This window comes from Bradyrhizobium elkanii WSM2783 (assembly GCF_000472865.1).
Lineage (GTDB): Bacteria > Pseudomonadota > Alphaproteobacteria > Rhizobiales > Xanthobacteraceae > Bradyrhizobium > Bradyrhizobium elkanii_A.
Genome location: NZ_AXAP01000050.1, coordinates 1 through 15,199, shown reverse-complemented (window position 1 = coordinate 15,199; position 15,199 = coordinate 1). Strand labels below are relative to the sequence as shown.

The window sequence follows — 15,199 nt, the reverse complement described above, 5'->3', positions numbered from 1 at the left end:
TGTTTGCTCTCGACCATTTCTTGATCACGCCGGACCGATCGTCGTCGCGGCGCTGGCTTTGATCGGGATTCCGTCATGGATCGCTTTGAAGCAATGTCCATGCTCCTCGCCGCGGTCGAAAAAGGCAGCCTCTCAGCCGGCGCACGCGAGATGGGCGTTGCGATTCCGACCCTGAGCCGTAAGGTCGGCGAGCTCGAGACCCTGCTTGGCGCGCAGTTATTGACACGGACTACGCGCAAGCTTTCCCTGACGGATGCAGGGATGGCCTATGTGGCCGCGGCACGCCGTATCCTCGATCAGGTCGAGGAAGCGGAGCGCGAGGCGGCCGGCGAATTCAAAAGCCCGAAAGGCGAACTGGTCGTGACTTCGTCCGTCCTGTTCGGCCATCTGTATCTTCTGCCGATCGTCTCCGACTTCCTCGCGGCGTTTCCGGATATCAACATCAGGATGGTCTTGGGAGACCGCAATACCGACTTGGTCGACGATCACATCGACATGGCCGTGCGTTTCGGAGATTTGCCAGACAGCGACATGGTGGCGACGCGCCTTGGCTCAATGCGATCGATTACCTGCGGATCGCCCGCGCTTCTGAAGAAACATGGTCGTCCGGACACCCCTTCTGATCTGGAGCGATTCCCGTGCGTCTCGACCGACGGGCCGATGCTCTCGCCCATGTGGCAGTTTCGCGATCCAACGTCTTTGACGAGCTTCGAGATACGGATCACGCCGCGGCTCCAGGTGTCGGCGGCCCTCTCCGCCGTCGAAGCCGCTGTTCAGGGCGTGGGGCTCGTGCGGCTGCTCCATTACCAAGCCGTTGAGCTCCTGGAAGCGAACAAACTGGAGCCCGTGCTGGAGGCGTTCGAACCCGAGCCCGAACCAGTTCACATCGTGCACGTCCCGCGGACGCAAATGCCGCTGAAGTTGCGCCGGTTCATCGACCATGCGGCGCCACGCTTGCGTGCTTCGCTGGTCCGGCTGGGACAGGCCTCGGTGCAGCCGGACTGACGGGCTGTTCGGACAGGCCTGGATCAAGTCCAATTCGCCTTCTCAGTTTTCGAGGAATTGCTACTCGAAAACGATACGTTCTCGCGTCGGTGCGCGCGATCTATTTCATCCCTCGCTGTTTGAATCCAACGTCGTCCATGCGAGGAAAACTATGAGCTCGGAACAGAAAGTTGTTGTGGTGACCGGCGCGTCACGCGGTCTTGGGGAAGCGATCGTCAAGGCCTATCGCCATCGGAATTTCCGCGTTGTCGGAACGTCGCGATCGATCGCCTCGTCTTCCGATCCCGACTTCCTCACGATCCGCGGCGACATCGCCGATCCTGAGACCGGAAGGCGCGTGATCGACGCCGCGCTGGAGCGCTTCGGACGGGTTGACACGCTGATCAACAACGCCGGCATCTTCATTCCCGGACCGTTCGAGAAATACACCGAGCAGAACTACAAGGACGTTCTCGCGACCAACCTGAACGGGTTCTTCTTCATCACGCAGAACGCCATCGCGGCCATGCTCAAGCAGGGAAGCGGGCACGTCGTCCAGATCACGACGACCCTCGTCGAGTACGCCAATTCGAACGTGCCTGCGCTGCTCGCGTCGATAACGAAAGGCGGCGTCACGGCGGCCACGCGCGGCCTTGCGATCGAGTACGCGTCGCGCGGCATTCGGGTCAATGCGGTGGCGCCCGGCATGATCAAGACGCCCCTGCACGCGCCCGAGACGCATGAAGCGGTAGGAATGCTGCATCCACTCAAGCGAATGGGTGAGCCGGAAGACATCGCGCAGGCGATCCTCTACCTGGAAGACGCGAACTTCGTTACCGGCGAGATCCTTCATGTGGATGGTGGCCAGATCGCCGGCCACTGACTTCCGCTGCGCGACGGACATCTCCTTGTGAGAGACGGATTTCGGGTACGCAACGTTACGTAAAACGACGTCGCGACGCGGCCGCTAGGCGGCCGCGTTGACGTACGCGCCGCGCGTACGGCCGCCGGCTTGGTCGAGCACCGCGTTCAAATTATACGCCGCCAGCGCCAATCCGGTCGCGGCCTCGGTCGACCAGTCGCCGCTTCCGCCTTGGGTACCGGGAACGAAGAGATCAATGCTGCTGGTGGCTCCGTTCGAGGAGCCGCTGCCATGGACGTCGAGATCACCGTTGGCGAAGAGTTCCCCTCCCGACAAGAGTCCACCGTTCCGATCGAGCGTGAAAGTAACGGCGGACAGGTGGTACGGATTGTTCCCGAGCGTCTTGGCTAAATCAGAAAGGCTGTCCACGGCGTCGAGCGCGGCAGCCGCCGCCGCGGTCGATTGATTGCCGGCCTTGCCGGCATCCTCCCCCTTGACGTTCGACGCATCTGTCTTGACGGAGAATTCGAAACTACTTCCAGCCGGCCTCTGCTTTGGGAGAACGTTGCTGAAGAGCGGCGGACGACCCGCCTGCAGGTAAGAACCCTGCGCGCGGCTTACACCTGCCAAACCAAACCTTCCCTTCTGAAACACATCACCGTGATTGTACGGGCGGAGGGTTAACAGGCCCTTTACGTAACTTGTATAACGGAGAACGGCAGGTTATCAGGCGCGCGGTGAACCGCCAGATTTGCCGGTCGGAGGTGAAGAGCTTCGATGGGCGTCAATCTAACGACAACAGGCCAGATGAAGGCCGATTTCGCTCAAACGTTAGTCCAGCGCTTCGATCGGGTGCGATCGCTCAGCGCGGCTCTGGCGGAAAACCTGTCCGATGCGGACGCAACCGCTCAATCGATGCCGGACGCGTCACCCGCCAAATGGCATCTGGCCCACACGACGTGGTTCTTCGAGACGTTCGTTCTCGTCGACCACGCGCCGGGCTACCAACGTTTCGACACGCGTTTCCCCTTCCTCTTCAACAGCTATTACGAAGCGAAGGCGCCCGCATCGCGCGCGCGTCGCGCCGTCTCATTACCCGCCCTTCGCTCGGCGAAACGTTGGCCTATAGGCGCCATGTCGACGAGGCGGTGAAACGTTCCATCGGGCAGATGTCGCGCGAGGCTCTCGAGCTAATCTCGCTTGGCTGCCACCATGAGGAGCAGCATCAGGAGCTCCTGCTGACGGATCTTCTGCACCTCCTTGCGCAAAATCCGCTTGCACCGGCCTTTTGGCCGCCGACGGGCAAAAGGCCTGAGGAGGTGCCGCTATCTCTTCAGTGGATCAAGGGCAAGCAAGGACCCGTTTCGATCGGCCATGACGGCACGGGCTTTTCTTTCGATTGCGAGGGTCCGCGGCATGCCACGTGGCCGGCTCCCCATGCGCTCGCGGATCGCCTCATAACCAACGCGGAGTGGCTGTCCTTCGTCGACGACGGCGGCTACCGGGCGGTCGGAAACTGGCTGTCGGATGGATGGGCGTGGGTCAAGCAGAACGAGATCGAAGCCCCCTCCATTGGCGCCGCGACGCGGAAGGAAAATGAGCCTGTCAGTTTGGGCTCGATGGTTCGATCGCGCTCGATCCGGCGACCCCGGTCCAGCATGTCAGTTTCTTCGAGGCAGACGCCTTCACACGCTGGGTGGGCGCGCGCCTGCCGACGGAAGCGGAATGGGAGAGCGCCGCGCAGGCCCTCGACGAATCGCAAGGCAACTTCCTTGATCGACCCAGGCCGGTGAAAGCCAAACCTGCGACGGGGCGGGCGGGCCTCAAGCAGATGTACGGCGCACTCTGGCAATGGACGAATTCGGCGTTCCTCGCCTACCGGGCTTTCGGCCGGCCCCCGGGGCCGTCGGCGAGTACAACGGCAAATTCATGTCAGGCCAGTTCGTGCTTCGCGGCGGGAGCTGTGCGACGCCCCCGCGGCGACGTGCGGGCCAGCTACCGAAACTTCTTCTATCCGCATCAACGCTGGCAGTTCACCGGCGTTCGTCTCGCCAAGGATATCTGAATGCTCTTTCGACCAGAAGACGCTTGCGCGGGCGCTCCAGCGAAAACGGATCCCGCGTTTCGGGAAGATGTCATCCTGGGGCTTAGCCGGCGCCCGGCGACCATCCCGCCTCGCTGGTTCTACGACCTTCGGGGCTCGGAGCTGTTCGAGAGGATCACGGAGCTGCCCGAATACTATCCGACGCGGCCCGAGATAGAGATCCCGACGAAGGCCGCATGTGAAATCGCGGCGATCGGACCTGGGCGCGCCGTGGTCGAATTCGGGTCCGGGTCCTCTTTGAAATCACGGATCCTTCTCTCGGCGATCGCGCCGTCGGCCTACGTGCCTATCGACATCTCCGGCGATTTTCTGCGCGCCGCGGCGGAAACGTTACGGGGCGAATTTTGCGGCCTTCCTGTCCACGACGTGGAGGGCGACTTCACGCGGCCTCTCTCTTTGCCGAATGCGATCGAGAGTATGCCGCGGCTCGGATTTTTTCCCGGCTCAACGATCGGCAATCTGGTGGTGGACGAAGCCGTGGATTTGTTGCGGACGATGGCCGCGACCCTCGGGGACGGATCGATGCTGCTGATCGGCATCGACAGGCGGAAGGACCGCGATACGCTCGTCGCCGCCTACGATGATACGCAGGGGCATCACCGCGGCCTTCAATCTAAACCTCCTGCGGAGGATCAATCGCGAACTTGAGGATCGATTCCGATCGATGCTTTCAAGCATCTCATCCGCTGGAACGAAGCAGAATCGCGGATTGAGATGCACCTCGAGGTTCTGCGGGGACATTCGGTTCACCGCGGCGGGCCGCGATTTTGCGCTCGGCAAGGGCGAGACGATCCATACCGAAAGCAGCCTGAAATACGCGATCGGGGAAGCCCGGGTTCTCCTGCGCGCCGCCGGCTGGTCGCCGGTCGGCGGCTGGACGGACGAACGGGAATACTTCTCGCTGATCCTTGTGGAAAAGCGGCCCACGGTCTCTGGCGTGAAAGCCGGCCTGTCGGACGCGGTGGCAGCCGGCACGTTATGTTAACTTGTCAACTGGCCTCAGGGAGGTTATTCTACCGTATTCGACGGTGGCCGGCCGATCAGCCTGCCCTTGGAAACGAGAATGACAGAGCAGCGTCCCCCGGCACTTTTTATCGCGGATGCGACCGCGCTTGATTTTCTGAATTCGATTGCGATCCCGCTCGATACACAGGTGGAATGGATCACCTCGGGTAAGGATCTGCTCGACTGGCTTGCGGTTGCCAATTTGGTTCCTGCCGACGTGGGAAGGAGTTTTCTCAAGAACTCCATGCCCGGTGAGCTGGACGCGGTCGCGGCGCAAGCCCGCGCCTTGCGCGAATGGTTTCGCAAGTTCGTTCAGGAACACAAAGGCAAGCGGCTATCGCCAGACGCGGCGAAGGAGCTTGCGCCGCTGAACCGGATCCTGGCGCGCGATGAAGAGTTTATTCAGGTGGGACTACGCGAGCCCTCGGCGGGTAAAGCGGCGCTCAATCCCTTGATACTCAAGAAAGAGCGGCGATGGCGATCGGCCGACGCGCTGTTGATCCCGATCGCGCATGCGATGGCCGAGTTCGTGTGCACCGATGATTTCACGGACGTGAAGTCCTGTGAAGGCCACAACTGTACCCTCGTCTTTGTAGACCGCACGCGCGCTCGGGCGCGGCGTTGGTGCAGTATGGCCGTATGCGGCAACCGGGCAAAAGCGCAGGCTCACCGCGATCGGGCAAAGGAAGCCAGGCAATCAAGAAAACGCAGGGCTTGAAATAATCCCGCTAGTCAGCCCCTGACGCTCATCTGCGCAAGGACGGCCGGTGGTGCTCCGCAAGGAAGCGCCGCCAAATCGCGGGGCGACGCTCCTTTGCGATGGTTCATCCATCCCCCGACCCATGATCGCTTCTGAGGCTGTTGTCGAGGGTTCGGTGGAGCGGTTATTGCTCACTTCGCGGGCGCGAAGTCGAACTTGCCGGGCTGAACGAGGAAGAAAAGGCATTCGGTCTTCGAGAGACACTCCGTCACATGCGCCTCCTCACCCGTCTGAAACCAATAAGACCCGACGGGCAGCGGGACGGCATTGGCACCGGGAGGGCGATTTGCGCCGACGCCCTTAATGACGACCGCGTAGTAATCCTCGGTATGGGTATGGGCGGGACTCACAAAGCCGGCCGGCATGCGCAGGAAGGTGCCGTGGCGCCCCTTCTGCAGGTTACCGTAAGCCGGCAGCTCGCCCTTGTCGGTCTTGATTCCCGTATTCACGAACTTGATCTGGTCGGCAGGGGTGCTGACCGAAGGACCCTCGTGGGCCGGGCGCGAAGCGTCTTGGGCGGCAAGTGTCGACGCGCTCGCAGCGAGCAGCAGCACGCCGGCGACGGCCGCCATGCCCACCTTCTTCTTAAACATCGAGTATCTCCAAAGGCATCCACAGTTGGGTTCGAGCCGTACAACTCGAGGTAAGCGAACATGCCTCATGCAGGGGAGGAGAATAATGTTGGAATTGCGAGAGTATGCCTTCCATAAAGCGGAAGCACCCGGGGTACGGAGCGCGCTTGAACGCACCGGCAACCGCCTTTTAGATCGTGGAATCTGATGGATCGCTTTGAAGCCATCCGCACCCTCATCGCAGCGGTGGACGGCGGAAGCCTGACGGCCGCCTCAAAGGCGTTGCACCTGCCCTTGCCGACCGCTAGCCGGCGCGTGTCGGACCTTGAGGCCTTCGTCGGCTCGCAGCTCGTGGTCCGCACGACACGCAAACTCTTGCTGACCGAATCGGGCACGGCTTTCCTCGCTTCCGCGCGCCGGGCGCTGGAAGAACTGTCCGAGGCGGAACGTGCCGCGTCGGGCGAGTACCGGGCGCCGCGTGGGGAACTCCTGGTGACGGCTCCGATCATGTTCGGCTCCCAGATCGTCGCGCCAATCGTCCATCAATTCCTTGCCGCCTATCCGGACGTCACGGTGAGGCTGGTTTTGTCGGATGGCGTGATCGATCTGGTCGACGCCCAGATCGAAGTCGCCGTGAGAATCGGAAGTTTGCCCGACAGCGCTTTAGTCGGCAGACGCGTCGGGGACATCTGGTGGCCGGTGTGCGCGAGTCCGGAATACCTCCGACGCCACGGCGAGCCCCGTGCGCCCGCCGACCTCTCGCATCATGCCTGCATCGCGTTTGAAGGATTGCAGCGATACCGCGAGTGGCCTTTTCGCGGGCCCAGGGCCGTACAGCAGATCACCATAAACCCCCGCTTCTCGGTCAACACGGCGGACGGGGTCATCGGCGGCGCCGTCGGCGGCCTCGGCATCGCGCGCGTGATGTGCTACCAGGCGGCAGCGAGCGTTCGCGAGGGGGCGTTGGTTCCGATATGCGGGAGTACGAGCCGCGGGGCATTCCTGTACACCTCGTGCACGCCGCGCAACCGCAGCACCAGCCGCTCAAACTGTGGGCGTTTCTCGACTTCGTCGCTCCGCGTCTTCAGGAGAAACTGCGCGAGATCGCTGGAATTTTCCAACGAAAATAGGCTTTCGAACGATCGCGGTCACATCTTGCAATCGATCGCCGCGAGCGATTTCCGCAGACGCGGCGTCGCAAAGTCGAGGAAGAGGCGCGTCTTAATCGGCATTTGGCCGCGCGCGGCATGGACGATGCTGACGGGCGCGGGTTCGGGCTCGTACCGCTTGAGGACAACCCGCAGCCGTCCCGCTTGTATCGAGTCCGCGACCTGGTAGCAGAGCAGTCGCGTGATGCCGACATGTGACACGGCCGCGCGAAGCGCGGCTTCGATCGTTGTCACTGAAAGGCGCGACGTGACGGATACGACCAATGGCAGCTTGGTCGCCGGGTCCCGGAGCTGCCATCCTGGGGACGGCAGCGGACCGTCGAACGTCACGCATGGCAGGCGTCGAAGATCCTCGGGCCTCCGCGGGACGCCGTGGCCGGCAAACAATTCGAGGCTTCCGCAAGCTAAAGCTCGGCCACAAACTGTTCTTCAGGACCAGCGGCGCGCTGACGAGGATAAACTGCATCACCATTGACCATACCGCGCACAAGATCAGGCTGGCGGTGGACGGGTTTAGTCGGGAAAGTTCTCCTCAACATACAGCTTGAGCCGTTCGCCCAAGCGCGTCGGTGTTCGGATACATCTGCTTCAGATTGCGGACCAGCTTGAAGCATCTTGCAGGCCGGCATCATCGAACATTATGCTCACCGCTCGGCCACGGTCCCGAGCTCTGGCCGCCATACAGCCGGTAATTCGGGTCGGTGTTGGGGTTCCCGGGCCCTTTGTTCTGACAATTGGCATTTGGATAGAACTGTGCGCAATAGCAGGGCTCGGATATCACTAGCTGGGCCGGAGCCGGCGCGCAGCTTATCGCAGTCAGCACCGCCGACGCGCCGAGTTGCTTGAGGGTAGAGATGGACATTGCGCTTCTCCACCGCGGAAGATGCGCCACATGCGCGAAGACTAACGCCCAAGCGACGGGCCTCCAGCGTGCCGATCAGCGTGTCGATCTCGGTTCGCAGGGTCGGCGGACATCCATCATAGCGGTCGGCATATCTCAGAAGGGCCACTACCGGAAGTGTCTTGGCTTTCATTCGACCACTTTGTTGGCGCGACCAAGGAGAGACAAGTTGGCGAGTCCGTTTCGCGGCCGCTGTCGCCACCGCACGACTTCGACGCCCAAAAACGGGCAGGCTTAGAATGATCGAGAAGGTGATCGGTTAGCTTCCGGCTTTCATGCCCGCGCGGCATGCCAGAATGCTCTCGTGAGTCTGCCTCACCAACTCTCGCGCTTCCCAAATCGCCTCGTCGGCCCTTTGCAAGACATTCTCTGACGAGCGGGATGACGAAGGCAGCGGCAATTTCTCTCTGTGCAAGATGGAAGCGGTCGCGTCGGCAACGTGATGAACCAGCGCGACTGTTGATCCCTTGTCATCGAGTACTGACCAATCCTTCGGGTACCAATAACGTACCTGCCATGGTCGTGCATCGGGTTGGATGTCATAGCGCTGCGGAGGCATAACGTGTCCCCGCCCTGTGTGCAGCACGGTCTCGAACGACGCGCTCAGATTGCGAACGCCATCCGCCCCTGCACAAAGTGGGTTGTCCGGAAATGCCTCGAGCATGTCCAGACCTGCCAGCGTCTCCCGCGAGCGCGAGACCTCGCGGAGGTAGCTCTCGTTGGCGTCGATTATCCTTAAGTCCGGCGCAAGGACGAGTATCGGAAGAGGCGAATGCTCGAACAGCCGCCGCCACACGTTCTGTGCTTCGGCCATCAAAGCAGCGGGCGACCGGAAGTTCGGTTGGTGAGTGGCGATCGTCATGTCTCGACCCGTTATTTCAGCGCGTCTTGCCGCTTAGCAGGGTGCGGGCAACCTTGTTTGCGTGGAAAATAGTCGTTCGCAAGGCTTTTTGGAACATGGAACCAGGGTCGACGCTTCGCCCGGCCTGGCGCGGGCGACCTGTCTTCTATGGGAATGGTCGCTTCGGGAACTTCTGTCGTTCGATTTCACTTTCCTAACAGATTGGGAGAATGGCGTATCCTTGGACCGCAACGCTGAGGTTCAGCATCTTGCAGAGGCTGATCGTCACGTCGCCGTCGCAGAACGGGCCATTGGACATCAGCTGATCGAGCTGTTCTGGTCCTCGAGTTTCAAGTCATGGTGCTTGATGAACCAGGCCGAGAATTGGATGACGAGCCCGCGTTCGTAGTCGCTGTTGAGTTTCATTCAGTCCTCCTTGGCCCAGCCCTGACTGGGCCTATAGCGCGCAGCGTTCGCCGCAAAAAGAAAAGCCTGCCCCCAGAGCGTCTGGAGGCAGGCCAAGTTTCCGAAGGCTGATGTCGTGTCGTGCCCTCGGAAGCGACACTTGCTGGGTATTCCAAGCGTTCCGATCGGTAAACTCCAGTATCGTACGGGAGCCGGAGCGCTCCCCTCGCCCGTGCCTAAGCATGCCTAGCGAGAGGAGCTAATGCCAGCCGGCTGGAACGTCGGCAACGATCAGCCTCGCGTCCCGTTCCAGCGGTCAACCGGGAATCGAGTTCCTAGCCTCAGGCCGTCTGATCAGGTGGTCGCCGCCCGAGACGTCCTTCCAGTTCAGCTCTCAAGATCACCACCTGCTGAAGGCGGGCTAATAGATCCTCGGCAGTGCGACTCAATTGCACCCCCTGCTGAAGACGGGCTGATAGATTCTCGGTTGTACGAAGCAGCAGAATTATACGATCGCCTTCTCTCATAGCGTCACCAGCCAACGTCTAGTGGCAGCAGCAGAAAGTAAGCAGAACAGCCGCAGATTGTTCCGGCGGCGCCGGCGCCGGCAGGCCGGGAAGTGCGAGGAGCGCTCGCTACTCATGAAAATGCCCAACCCTCCGTGCGGCGAAGGGTGGGCGGAGCCGTCCGGACAGCCGCAAGCGACCAAGCCGACCAGGCGAACGGCCGCAACTTATCTGAGGCGCCGGCACGCGCAACCACGGTAGACTACGGCTTGCGGGGGCTCAGATCTTTGGGCTCAGCGCGAAGCGCTCGATACCCTCGTCCGCCTCGGCGGGAACGTCTGCGCATTTGCAGCGTTGCCGGCGACTTGTCCTGTCCATGCAATGGGGATCGCATGCCAAATTCCAAGAAAAGCAAGCCGGCCAACCGGCGTGAGTACACTCGCGACGACATCAATGCGCTCAAGGCGCATTCGAAGGCGCGGACGCCGATCGCTAAGATCTCCAAGCAGATGAAGCGCTCCGTGCCGGGCGCTGCGGACGAAGGCGCACCAGCTTGGCATCGGGCTCGGCCACACACGCTGATCACGAGATGTTCCGTGTCCGGAAAAGACTTTCTAACTTAGGGCAAGTTTTTTCCGGTAACGAACAAAGCGGCGACCGCCGCCGATGCGTAAGACGAAGTTTACGTCCGACGAAGCTGTGGATGTTTGGTTGCGCTATTGAAGTGGTCAGCTTCAGCACGACATCGCCGCCGATTACCGCATCAACGCGGGACGGGTCAGTGAGATCTTGACTGGAAAGGCCCACATCGGAAGCAAGCAAGTCGCAGCTTCTAAGCGTTCTGCGTAAACTCACTGCTGACGGCGGGCGGCTTCGGCCGTCCGTTTTCTATAAAGAAGCAGCCCGGTCATTGGGCTGACCGAGCTGCTCCTCCAAAGGGACCCTCTTGGAACTGTGGCCCCGGCCCCGGGCCAAAAATTCGAAATGAAAAGCCGTCTCCCGGATTTTCCTACTTTTTCCGATGACTAAGCTTCGCGCTCTAACACACGTTAGTCGCTAGACGGATTTTGAGCGCGAAGCGCTCGCCGGCCATGTAGGAACGGCACCCCACCTCGGTCGTTGCCTCTTGTGCGGTCTAGAAGAGCCGCCCAAGGAGCAGACCCCAGCGCCGCAATGCCGTTGCCTGCGACGTTGGGGCTGCTCCTTTGACGACTAGATCGGCCGACCCAGCTCGTTCTTCCATCTAAGCGCTCGCCGGCCCGTGCGGAATCACTTAATGGCACGCCAATAGTCATCCTCGCGCTCGTCGTCCTTCGGCTTGTCCTCCTCCGAGAGGCCAGCGTAGGCGGCGATGACAAAGCTGATCAGGACGCCGAAGGCGAACAGGCCCACGATCATGTTGTCCAAGGAGGTGCGGGTGCTCTCGCCATGAAGCAGATCCGGCTGGACGTACTTGATGCACTTGCCTTCGAGCCAGGAGACGCATGCTGAGCGGCGGCCTCTACACCTGGATCGGCGGCTTTGGCGCGCAGCTCCAGGGTTTCCAGTGGCGGCATCCGAAACCGGGTGAGCACACAGGGGCGCCCGGCGCGGGATGACGATGAGAAAGGCTTTTCAGTGAGGCTGATTGAACCGGTAGTAATTCCAGTTTCGCGGCTCCTGCGACCTATCGTATGGCGAAGCCGTACCTTCGTCAGAACTTCTTCGCGCTCGACCAAAAAACTCACCATCCACATAGGCAGAGCCATCACGGTCAACTTCTATCTCTTGTCCTCCCCACCACCCTCTACCTGCGTTCGTCGCTATGACCATACGAATGCAGGACTCAAGGGTGCCATTAGCGAGTTGCATTCGGTGACCCGCCGCGTACCCTATGCAGGGTTCCGCGTATGACGGGGAGCACAGAAGCGCAAACATTGACGCTCCACCTGCGATGCCAGCGAAAGACTTTGACATGTTGGATTCTCCCTGTGTTCACAGGACCCATCCATCTTATCTTTAGCTCCCTCCTGGATGGAACGCTGATTCCTCCACCCCTTTGATTGTGTTTCCGCGCCGCCGCGCCCGGTTCAACGACTGAGCGCGAAGCGCTCGCTACCCACGCGGCAATCGGCGGCGCCAGCGCGTCTTTCCCAGGGTACGCCCTCGCCGGTATCGGATTTCCAGAGCGGTAATCCCGAGCGGGAATAGCCGGGCCAAACAACCGAATCTTCCCGAGCGCGACATCGGCCAGGCGGCCTTATTCGACGGATCGGCCATTGGCCCTGACAATTCTCCGGCCCGCGGAATTGTCATCAAACTTTCATTTGCACCGACTGTCGGTTGTGGCTTCTGTCGGAATGCGTCTGCCGCAAGCGGATACCTCCCACAGGGTCCGCGAGTGTCCCCGGCAGCAAGTAGGCGGCTCCGGTGTCCCAACGCCCCCCGGCCCCAGCGCCGGAGCCGCTCCCCAACGCCTGCCACATCCGTCAGATCTTGGACTCAGCGCGGAGCGCTCGCTACACTCGGTGGCCGATACACGGAGTCGAACATGGTGATTTCGCTGGAAGAGCGCAGAGCTGCGCGTGAGACCGAGAAGGTCTTTCACATGATCGATGCCCTCGGCGCCGAGCTGCAGAGGCAGGGCGTGGCCGAGGTGTTAACGGTGAGTGGCTTCGACCTGGCGGCGCTGGCGCGTGTGGCGCTGCGGACGAACGCCGACAAGAGGTGATTTCCTCGGCGGCCAGCTCCAGGGCGAAGCCCTCGCTACCCGCGGCCGACTTCAGTCCATCCGCTTGATCGTCTCGGCCTTCAGGAAGGCGCACATCTTCGAGAAGATGTTGTCCGCCACGCCCTTCATCTCCTCGTTGGCATTCGCGATGCCGCGCGCCGTTCCGACAGACCAGAACTCGGGATAGACCTCCTTGAGCGCGGCCTGAGCTTCGATGATCTTGGCCGGCACGAACTGCTCGTAGGGGTCCATCGGCACGCCGCCGGCCATGATAGGAACCACGATCCATACGACCCGTTGGGCGGCCATGCACAACGTCTGGCTCGCTCTCATCGTCTCGGCGCTGATCGTTCTGGTCGCCGCCCTATCCACGGCGGTGATGTTGATGCCAATGTAGCGCCAAGCGCTCGCTACCCATGCCAGGGGCGGCTATGATCTCGGTTTCACCGAGACCATGACCATGGCCGATGCAACAGCGGAAACGGCACGACTGATGAAAGTTGCTGAGGCGATCATCCGTGAGATGGATCGACAGGGCGTTGCCGAAGCGATCGCTGATCTCGACTTCGACGTCATGGAGCTGGCGAGGGTGGTGCTCCGGGCCGCGGATGGAGACGTGATCCCGTTTCGGCGGCCACTGGATTGATTATTTGCGCGTAGCGCTCGCCGCAGTTACAGCATGGAACTCACCGGCCTTCATCCCTTCAACCTCAGACTGGGATGCATTGCGCACCGCGTGGCCCATCTTCTCTGGGACCGACCCAAGCACCAGAGCGGTGGCCTCCCCGCCATCGGCCGCGCCACAGACGACGAAATAGCGGGCCAGGTCGTCATTCTCGTCGTCATAGACCATGACGATGTAGCCAGGAGAATGAGTGAGGGGTAGATCGACCATAACAACCTCCGATGCAAATGGGTCGTCCCGATATCAGGGCGGAAGGCTCGCTACAATGCCTTTTGGGGTTAGCGGAGCAAATGCTGGAAACTTTCCGCCGTACTCTCCAAGAGATGCAGGAGCACAGGAAGCACATCATCAAGACCATTGAGGGTGTCGACGCTGGAGAGCTATAGGTTCTGCCGATAATCCCAGGAACTTGGGGAACGCCTCTTGGGTCTTGCGGCCTGCGAAGGTGTCAGGCGGGGGGTTCGTCTTCAGCACTTCTCGTGCCGCCTGTACACTATCGCGCGCTACCTTCAGGTGCGCGTCATCGCGTTCCTTCAAACCGTTTGGCAGGCGGAAAAAGCGGAAAGACGGGTGCATAGTTGCACTCCCTGGTCATGCAGGCGGGAGCGCACCACCGACGCCAACGGGCAGAGCCTCGGCCGGTGATGCGGAACAACGATCTCCGAGCGTGTTCGGTTCAACTTTAGCCCGCCAAGCCCGGAACGCCTCAGCGACAAGATTAGCGGAAAGGCCGCCGCCGGGTCGAGAACGGCGACGGCTTTTTCCTTACGCACTCAGACGACCGCAACTACCGCCGCGTGGCGTGAAGGCGACGGTCAGCGGGCGCACCGGTGCCATCAATTTGATGGCGTTCCCGTTTGCGCAATTCATCGACTAGACGTTCGAGGTAGGGCGGCAGAGGCGAGGCTGCGAGAGATAAGTCCTGCTGCAATCTGTCACCCACCTCGTCACAGATCGACCGGGCAGTCTTATGGTCGATGTGGTCCAATATTCGACTGGTCGGTTCCATATCGCGACCTTTCGATTGGGCCCCACGATTGACTTAAGTTAAGGAGCGGGAAAATGTTTCCCGTATCTTCGAAGGATGCCGACGGTTCCATCTAATGGAACGAAGGCACTCCCCATATCGACCCTGAGCTGGCGCACCCTTCCATAGCGCAGCATTTCATAGCCTTCGCGATGTGCGTCAGACTGGTTGCCATCGTCAGCGTTGATGCCAGCAGCCCGCCGAGTGAAACTCTAGCCGCTTTTCAACACGTTCAGAATGTTCGCTCCGGGTCTTGGTTGTGTGCAAACGGACGCGGCCGTGGTCGACAATCGTTGCAGGCTACGCGTTCCAACGTCCGATAGCCGGCGAAGGTGGATATAGGGACGCGTTATCGCGCTTTTGGACGCACTTTCCGGCCTTCAGGCGGCGCGGATGGCTGCAATCAGGCTCGGTTTGCCGACGATGTTCATCACCCGTGTGAGGTTATAGGCGAGAACATGCAGCGCCATCTCAGCGGCGACATTCCTTAGGCGCTTCATCAGGAAGTGGGTCGCACCCATACGGGCTTTGATCGTGCCGAAGGGATGCTCAACCGTCTCGCGCCGCGTCCGCATGGCGTCGGGATCGGAATCGAGCCGTCTCTGGACCTCCTCGACCACATGCTCATGCTCCCAGCGCGTGATGCGGCGCTCCTTGGACGGCGTACA

At 61.1% G+C, this 15,199-nt stretch carries 17 protein-coding genes and 2 pseudogenes; 11 read left to right on the top strand and 8 right to left on the bottom strand.

Translation table 11 applies throughout. The features are described from left to right. Positions 1-75 precede the first annotated feature (75 nt). Positions 76-1,005 (top strand): LysR family transcriptional regulator, encoded by a 930-nt coding sequence (locus YY7_RS0132450; protein ID WP_028166853.1) that lies wholly within the window; start codon positions 76-78, stop codon positions 1,003-1,005. A 151-nt stretch (positions 1,006-1,156) separates the two neighbouring features. Further along, complete coding sequence (locus YY7_RS0132445) at positions 1,157-1,867, top strand: SDR family NAD(P)-dependent oxidoreductase (RefSeq protein WP_028166852.1); 711 nt, start codon at positions 1,157-1,159, stop codon at positions 1,865-1,867. An 84-nt stretch (positions 1,868-1,951) separates the two neighbouring features. On the opposite strand, the gene YY7_RS0132440 is transcribed toward YY7_RS0132445, so the two are convergent. Then, on the bottom strand, positions 1,952-2,500 hold the full coding sequence (locus YY7_RS0132440; RefSeq protein WP_155255399.1) for a hypothetical protein: 549 nt from the start codon (positions 2,498-2,500) through the stop codon (positions 1,952-1,954). Positions 2,501-2,623: 123 nt separating this feature from the next. Here YY7_RS0132440 and YY7_RS63625 point away from each other — a divergent pair, with 123 nt between their 5' ends. From YY7_RS63625 to YY7_RS0132425, 6 genes and pseudogenes are all read left to right on the top strand, one after another. Beyond that, on the top strand, positions 2,624-2,998 hold the full coding sequence (locus tag YY7_RS63625) for a DinB family protein (RefSeq protein ID WP_245287484.1): 375 nt from the start codon (positions 2,624-2,626) through the stop codon (positions 2,996-2,998). A 17-nt stretch (positions 2,999-3,015) separates the two neighbouring features. Beyond that, a pseudogene (locus YY7_RS65200) lies at positions 3,016-3,522 on the top strand (SUMF1/EgtB/PvdO family nonheme iron enzyme); the annotation flags it as partial. Between the two features lie 20 nt (positions 3,523-3,542). Further along, complete coding sequence (locus YY7_RS63615) at positions 3,543-3,911, top strand: SUMF1/EgtB/PvdO family nonheme iron enzyme (RefSeq protein WP_245287483.1); 369 nt, start codon at positions 3,543-3,545, stop codon at positions 3,909-3,911. Then, positions 3,912-4,598 carry an L-histidine N(alpha)-methyltransferase gene (locus tag YY7_RS62145; protein WP_080663940.1) on the top strand — a complete coding sequence of 229 codons (687 nt, stop codon included), beginning with the start codon at positions 3,912-3,914 and terminating at the stop codon, positions 4,596-4,598. Next, positions 4,531-4,935, top strand: coding sequence for an L-histidine N(alpha)-methyltransferase (locus YY7_RS63610; RefSeq protein WP_080663939.1), 405 nt, complete (start codon positions 4,531-4,533; stop codon positions 4,933-4,935). The genes YY7_RS62145 and YY7_RS63610 overlap by 68 nt, the downstream gene beginning before the upstream one ends. A 78-nt stretch (positions 4,936-5,013) precedes the next feature. Continuing rightward, positions 5,014-5,673 carry a CGNR zinc finger domain-containing protein gene (locus YY7_RS0132425; protein ID WP_028166850.1) on the top strand — a complete coding sequence of 220 codons (660 nt, stop codon included), beginning with the start codon at positions 5,014-5,016 and terminating at the stop codon, positions 5,671-5,673. Between the two features lie 173 nt (positions 5,674-5,846). Here YY7_RS0132425 and YY7_RS56920 read toward each other — a convergent pair whose 3' ends face one another. Next, complete coding sequence (locus tag YY7_RS56920) at positions 5,847-6,308, bottom strand: DUF4437 domain-containing protein (RefSeq protein WP_051397044.1); 462 nt, start codon at positions 6,306-6,308, stop codon at positions 5,847-5,849. Positions 6,309-6,494: 186 nt separating this feature from the next. Here YY7_RS56920 and YY7_RS65195 point away from each other — a divergent pair. Further along, positions 6,495-7,202: pseudogene (locus tag YY7_RS65195) on the top strand (LysR family transcriptional regulator); the annotation flags it as partial. Between the two features lie 233 nt (positions 7,203-7,435). Here the strand turns inward: YY7_RS65195 and YY7_RS65190 are convergent. The 3 genes from YY7_RS65190 to YY7_RS60820 form a co-directional block, all read right to left on the bottom strand. After that, positions 7,436-7,786, bottom strand: coding sequence for a LysR substrate-binding domain-containing protein (locus YY7_RS65190; RefSeq protein ID WP_028166849.1), 351 nt, complete (start codon positions 7,784-7,786; stop codon positions 7,436-7,438). Positions 7,787-8,616: 830 nt separating this feature from the next. Then, positions 8,617-9,219: a PAS domain-containing protein gene (locus YY7_RS53455; RefSeq protein WP_051397043.1), complete on the bottom strand. Its 603-nt coding sequence runs from the start codon at positions 9,217-9,219 to the stop codon at positions 8,617-8,619. 2,159 nt (positions 9,220-11,378) lie between these two features. Beyond that, a complete protein-coding gene (locus tag YY7_RS60820) occupies positions 11,379-11,516 on the bottom strand; it encodes a hypothetical protein (RefSeq protein ID WP_155255397.1) in 138 nt (45 codons plus the stop codon). A 1,123-nt stretch (positions 11,517-12,639) separates the two neighbouring features. Between YY7_RS60820 and YY7_RS0132375 the strand changes: the two genes are divergently transcribed. After that, complete coding sequence (locus YY7_RS0132375; RefSeq protein ID WP_028166847.1) at positions 12,640-12,819, top strand: hypothetical protein; 180 nt, start codon at positions 12,640-12,642, stop codon at positions 12,817-12,819. 51 nt (positions 12,820-12,870) lie between these two features. Here the strand turns inward: YY7_RS0132375 and YY7_RS0132370 are convergent, their stop codons facing one another. Then, positions 12,871-13,128 carry a hypothetical protein gene (locus tag YY7_RS0132370; RefSeq protein ID WP_155255396.1) on the bottom strand — a complete coding sequence of 86 codons (258 nt, stop codon included), beginning with the start codon at positions 13,126-13,128 and terminating at the stop codon, positions 12,871-12,873. A 145-nt stretch (positions 13,129-13,273) separates the two neighbouring features. On the opposite strand from YY7_RS0132370, the gene YY7_RS0132360 reads away from it, so the two are divergent. Next, positions 13,274-13,465, top strand: coding sequence for a hypothetical protein (locus tag YY7_RS0132360; protein WP_028166845.1), 192 nt, complete (start codon positions 13,274-13,276; stop codon positions 13,463-13,465). On the opposite strand, the gene YY7_RS0132355 is transcribed toward YY7_RS0132360, so the two are convergent. Beyond that, positions 13,466-13,714: a hypothetical protein gene (locus YY7_RS0132355; protein WP_028166844.1), complete on the bottom strand. Its 249-nt coding sequence runs from the start codon at positions 13,712-13,714 to the stop codon at positions 13,466-13,468. A 1,197-nt stretch (positions 13,715-14,911) separates the two neighbouring features. Beyond that, on the bottom strand, positions 14,912-15,199 hold a 288-nt coding region (locus YY7_RS53445), incomplete at its 5' end, for a transposase (RefSeq protein WP_035691471.1).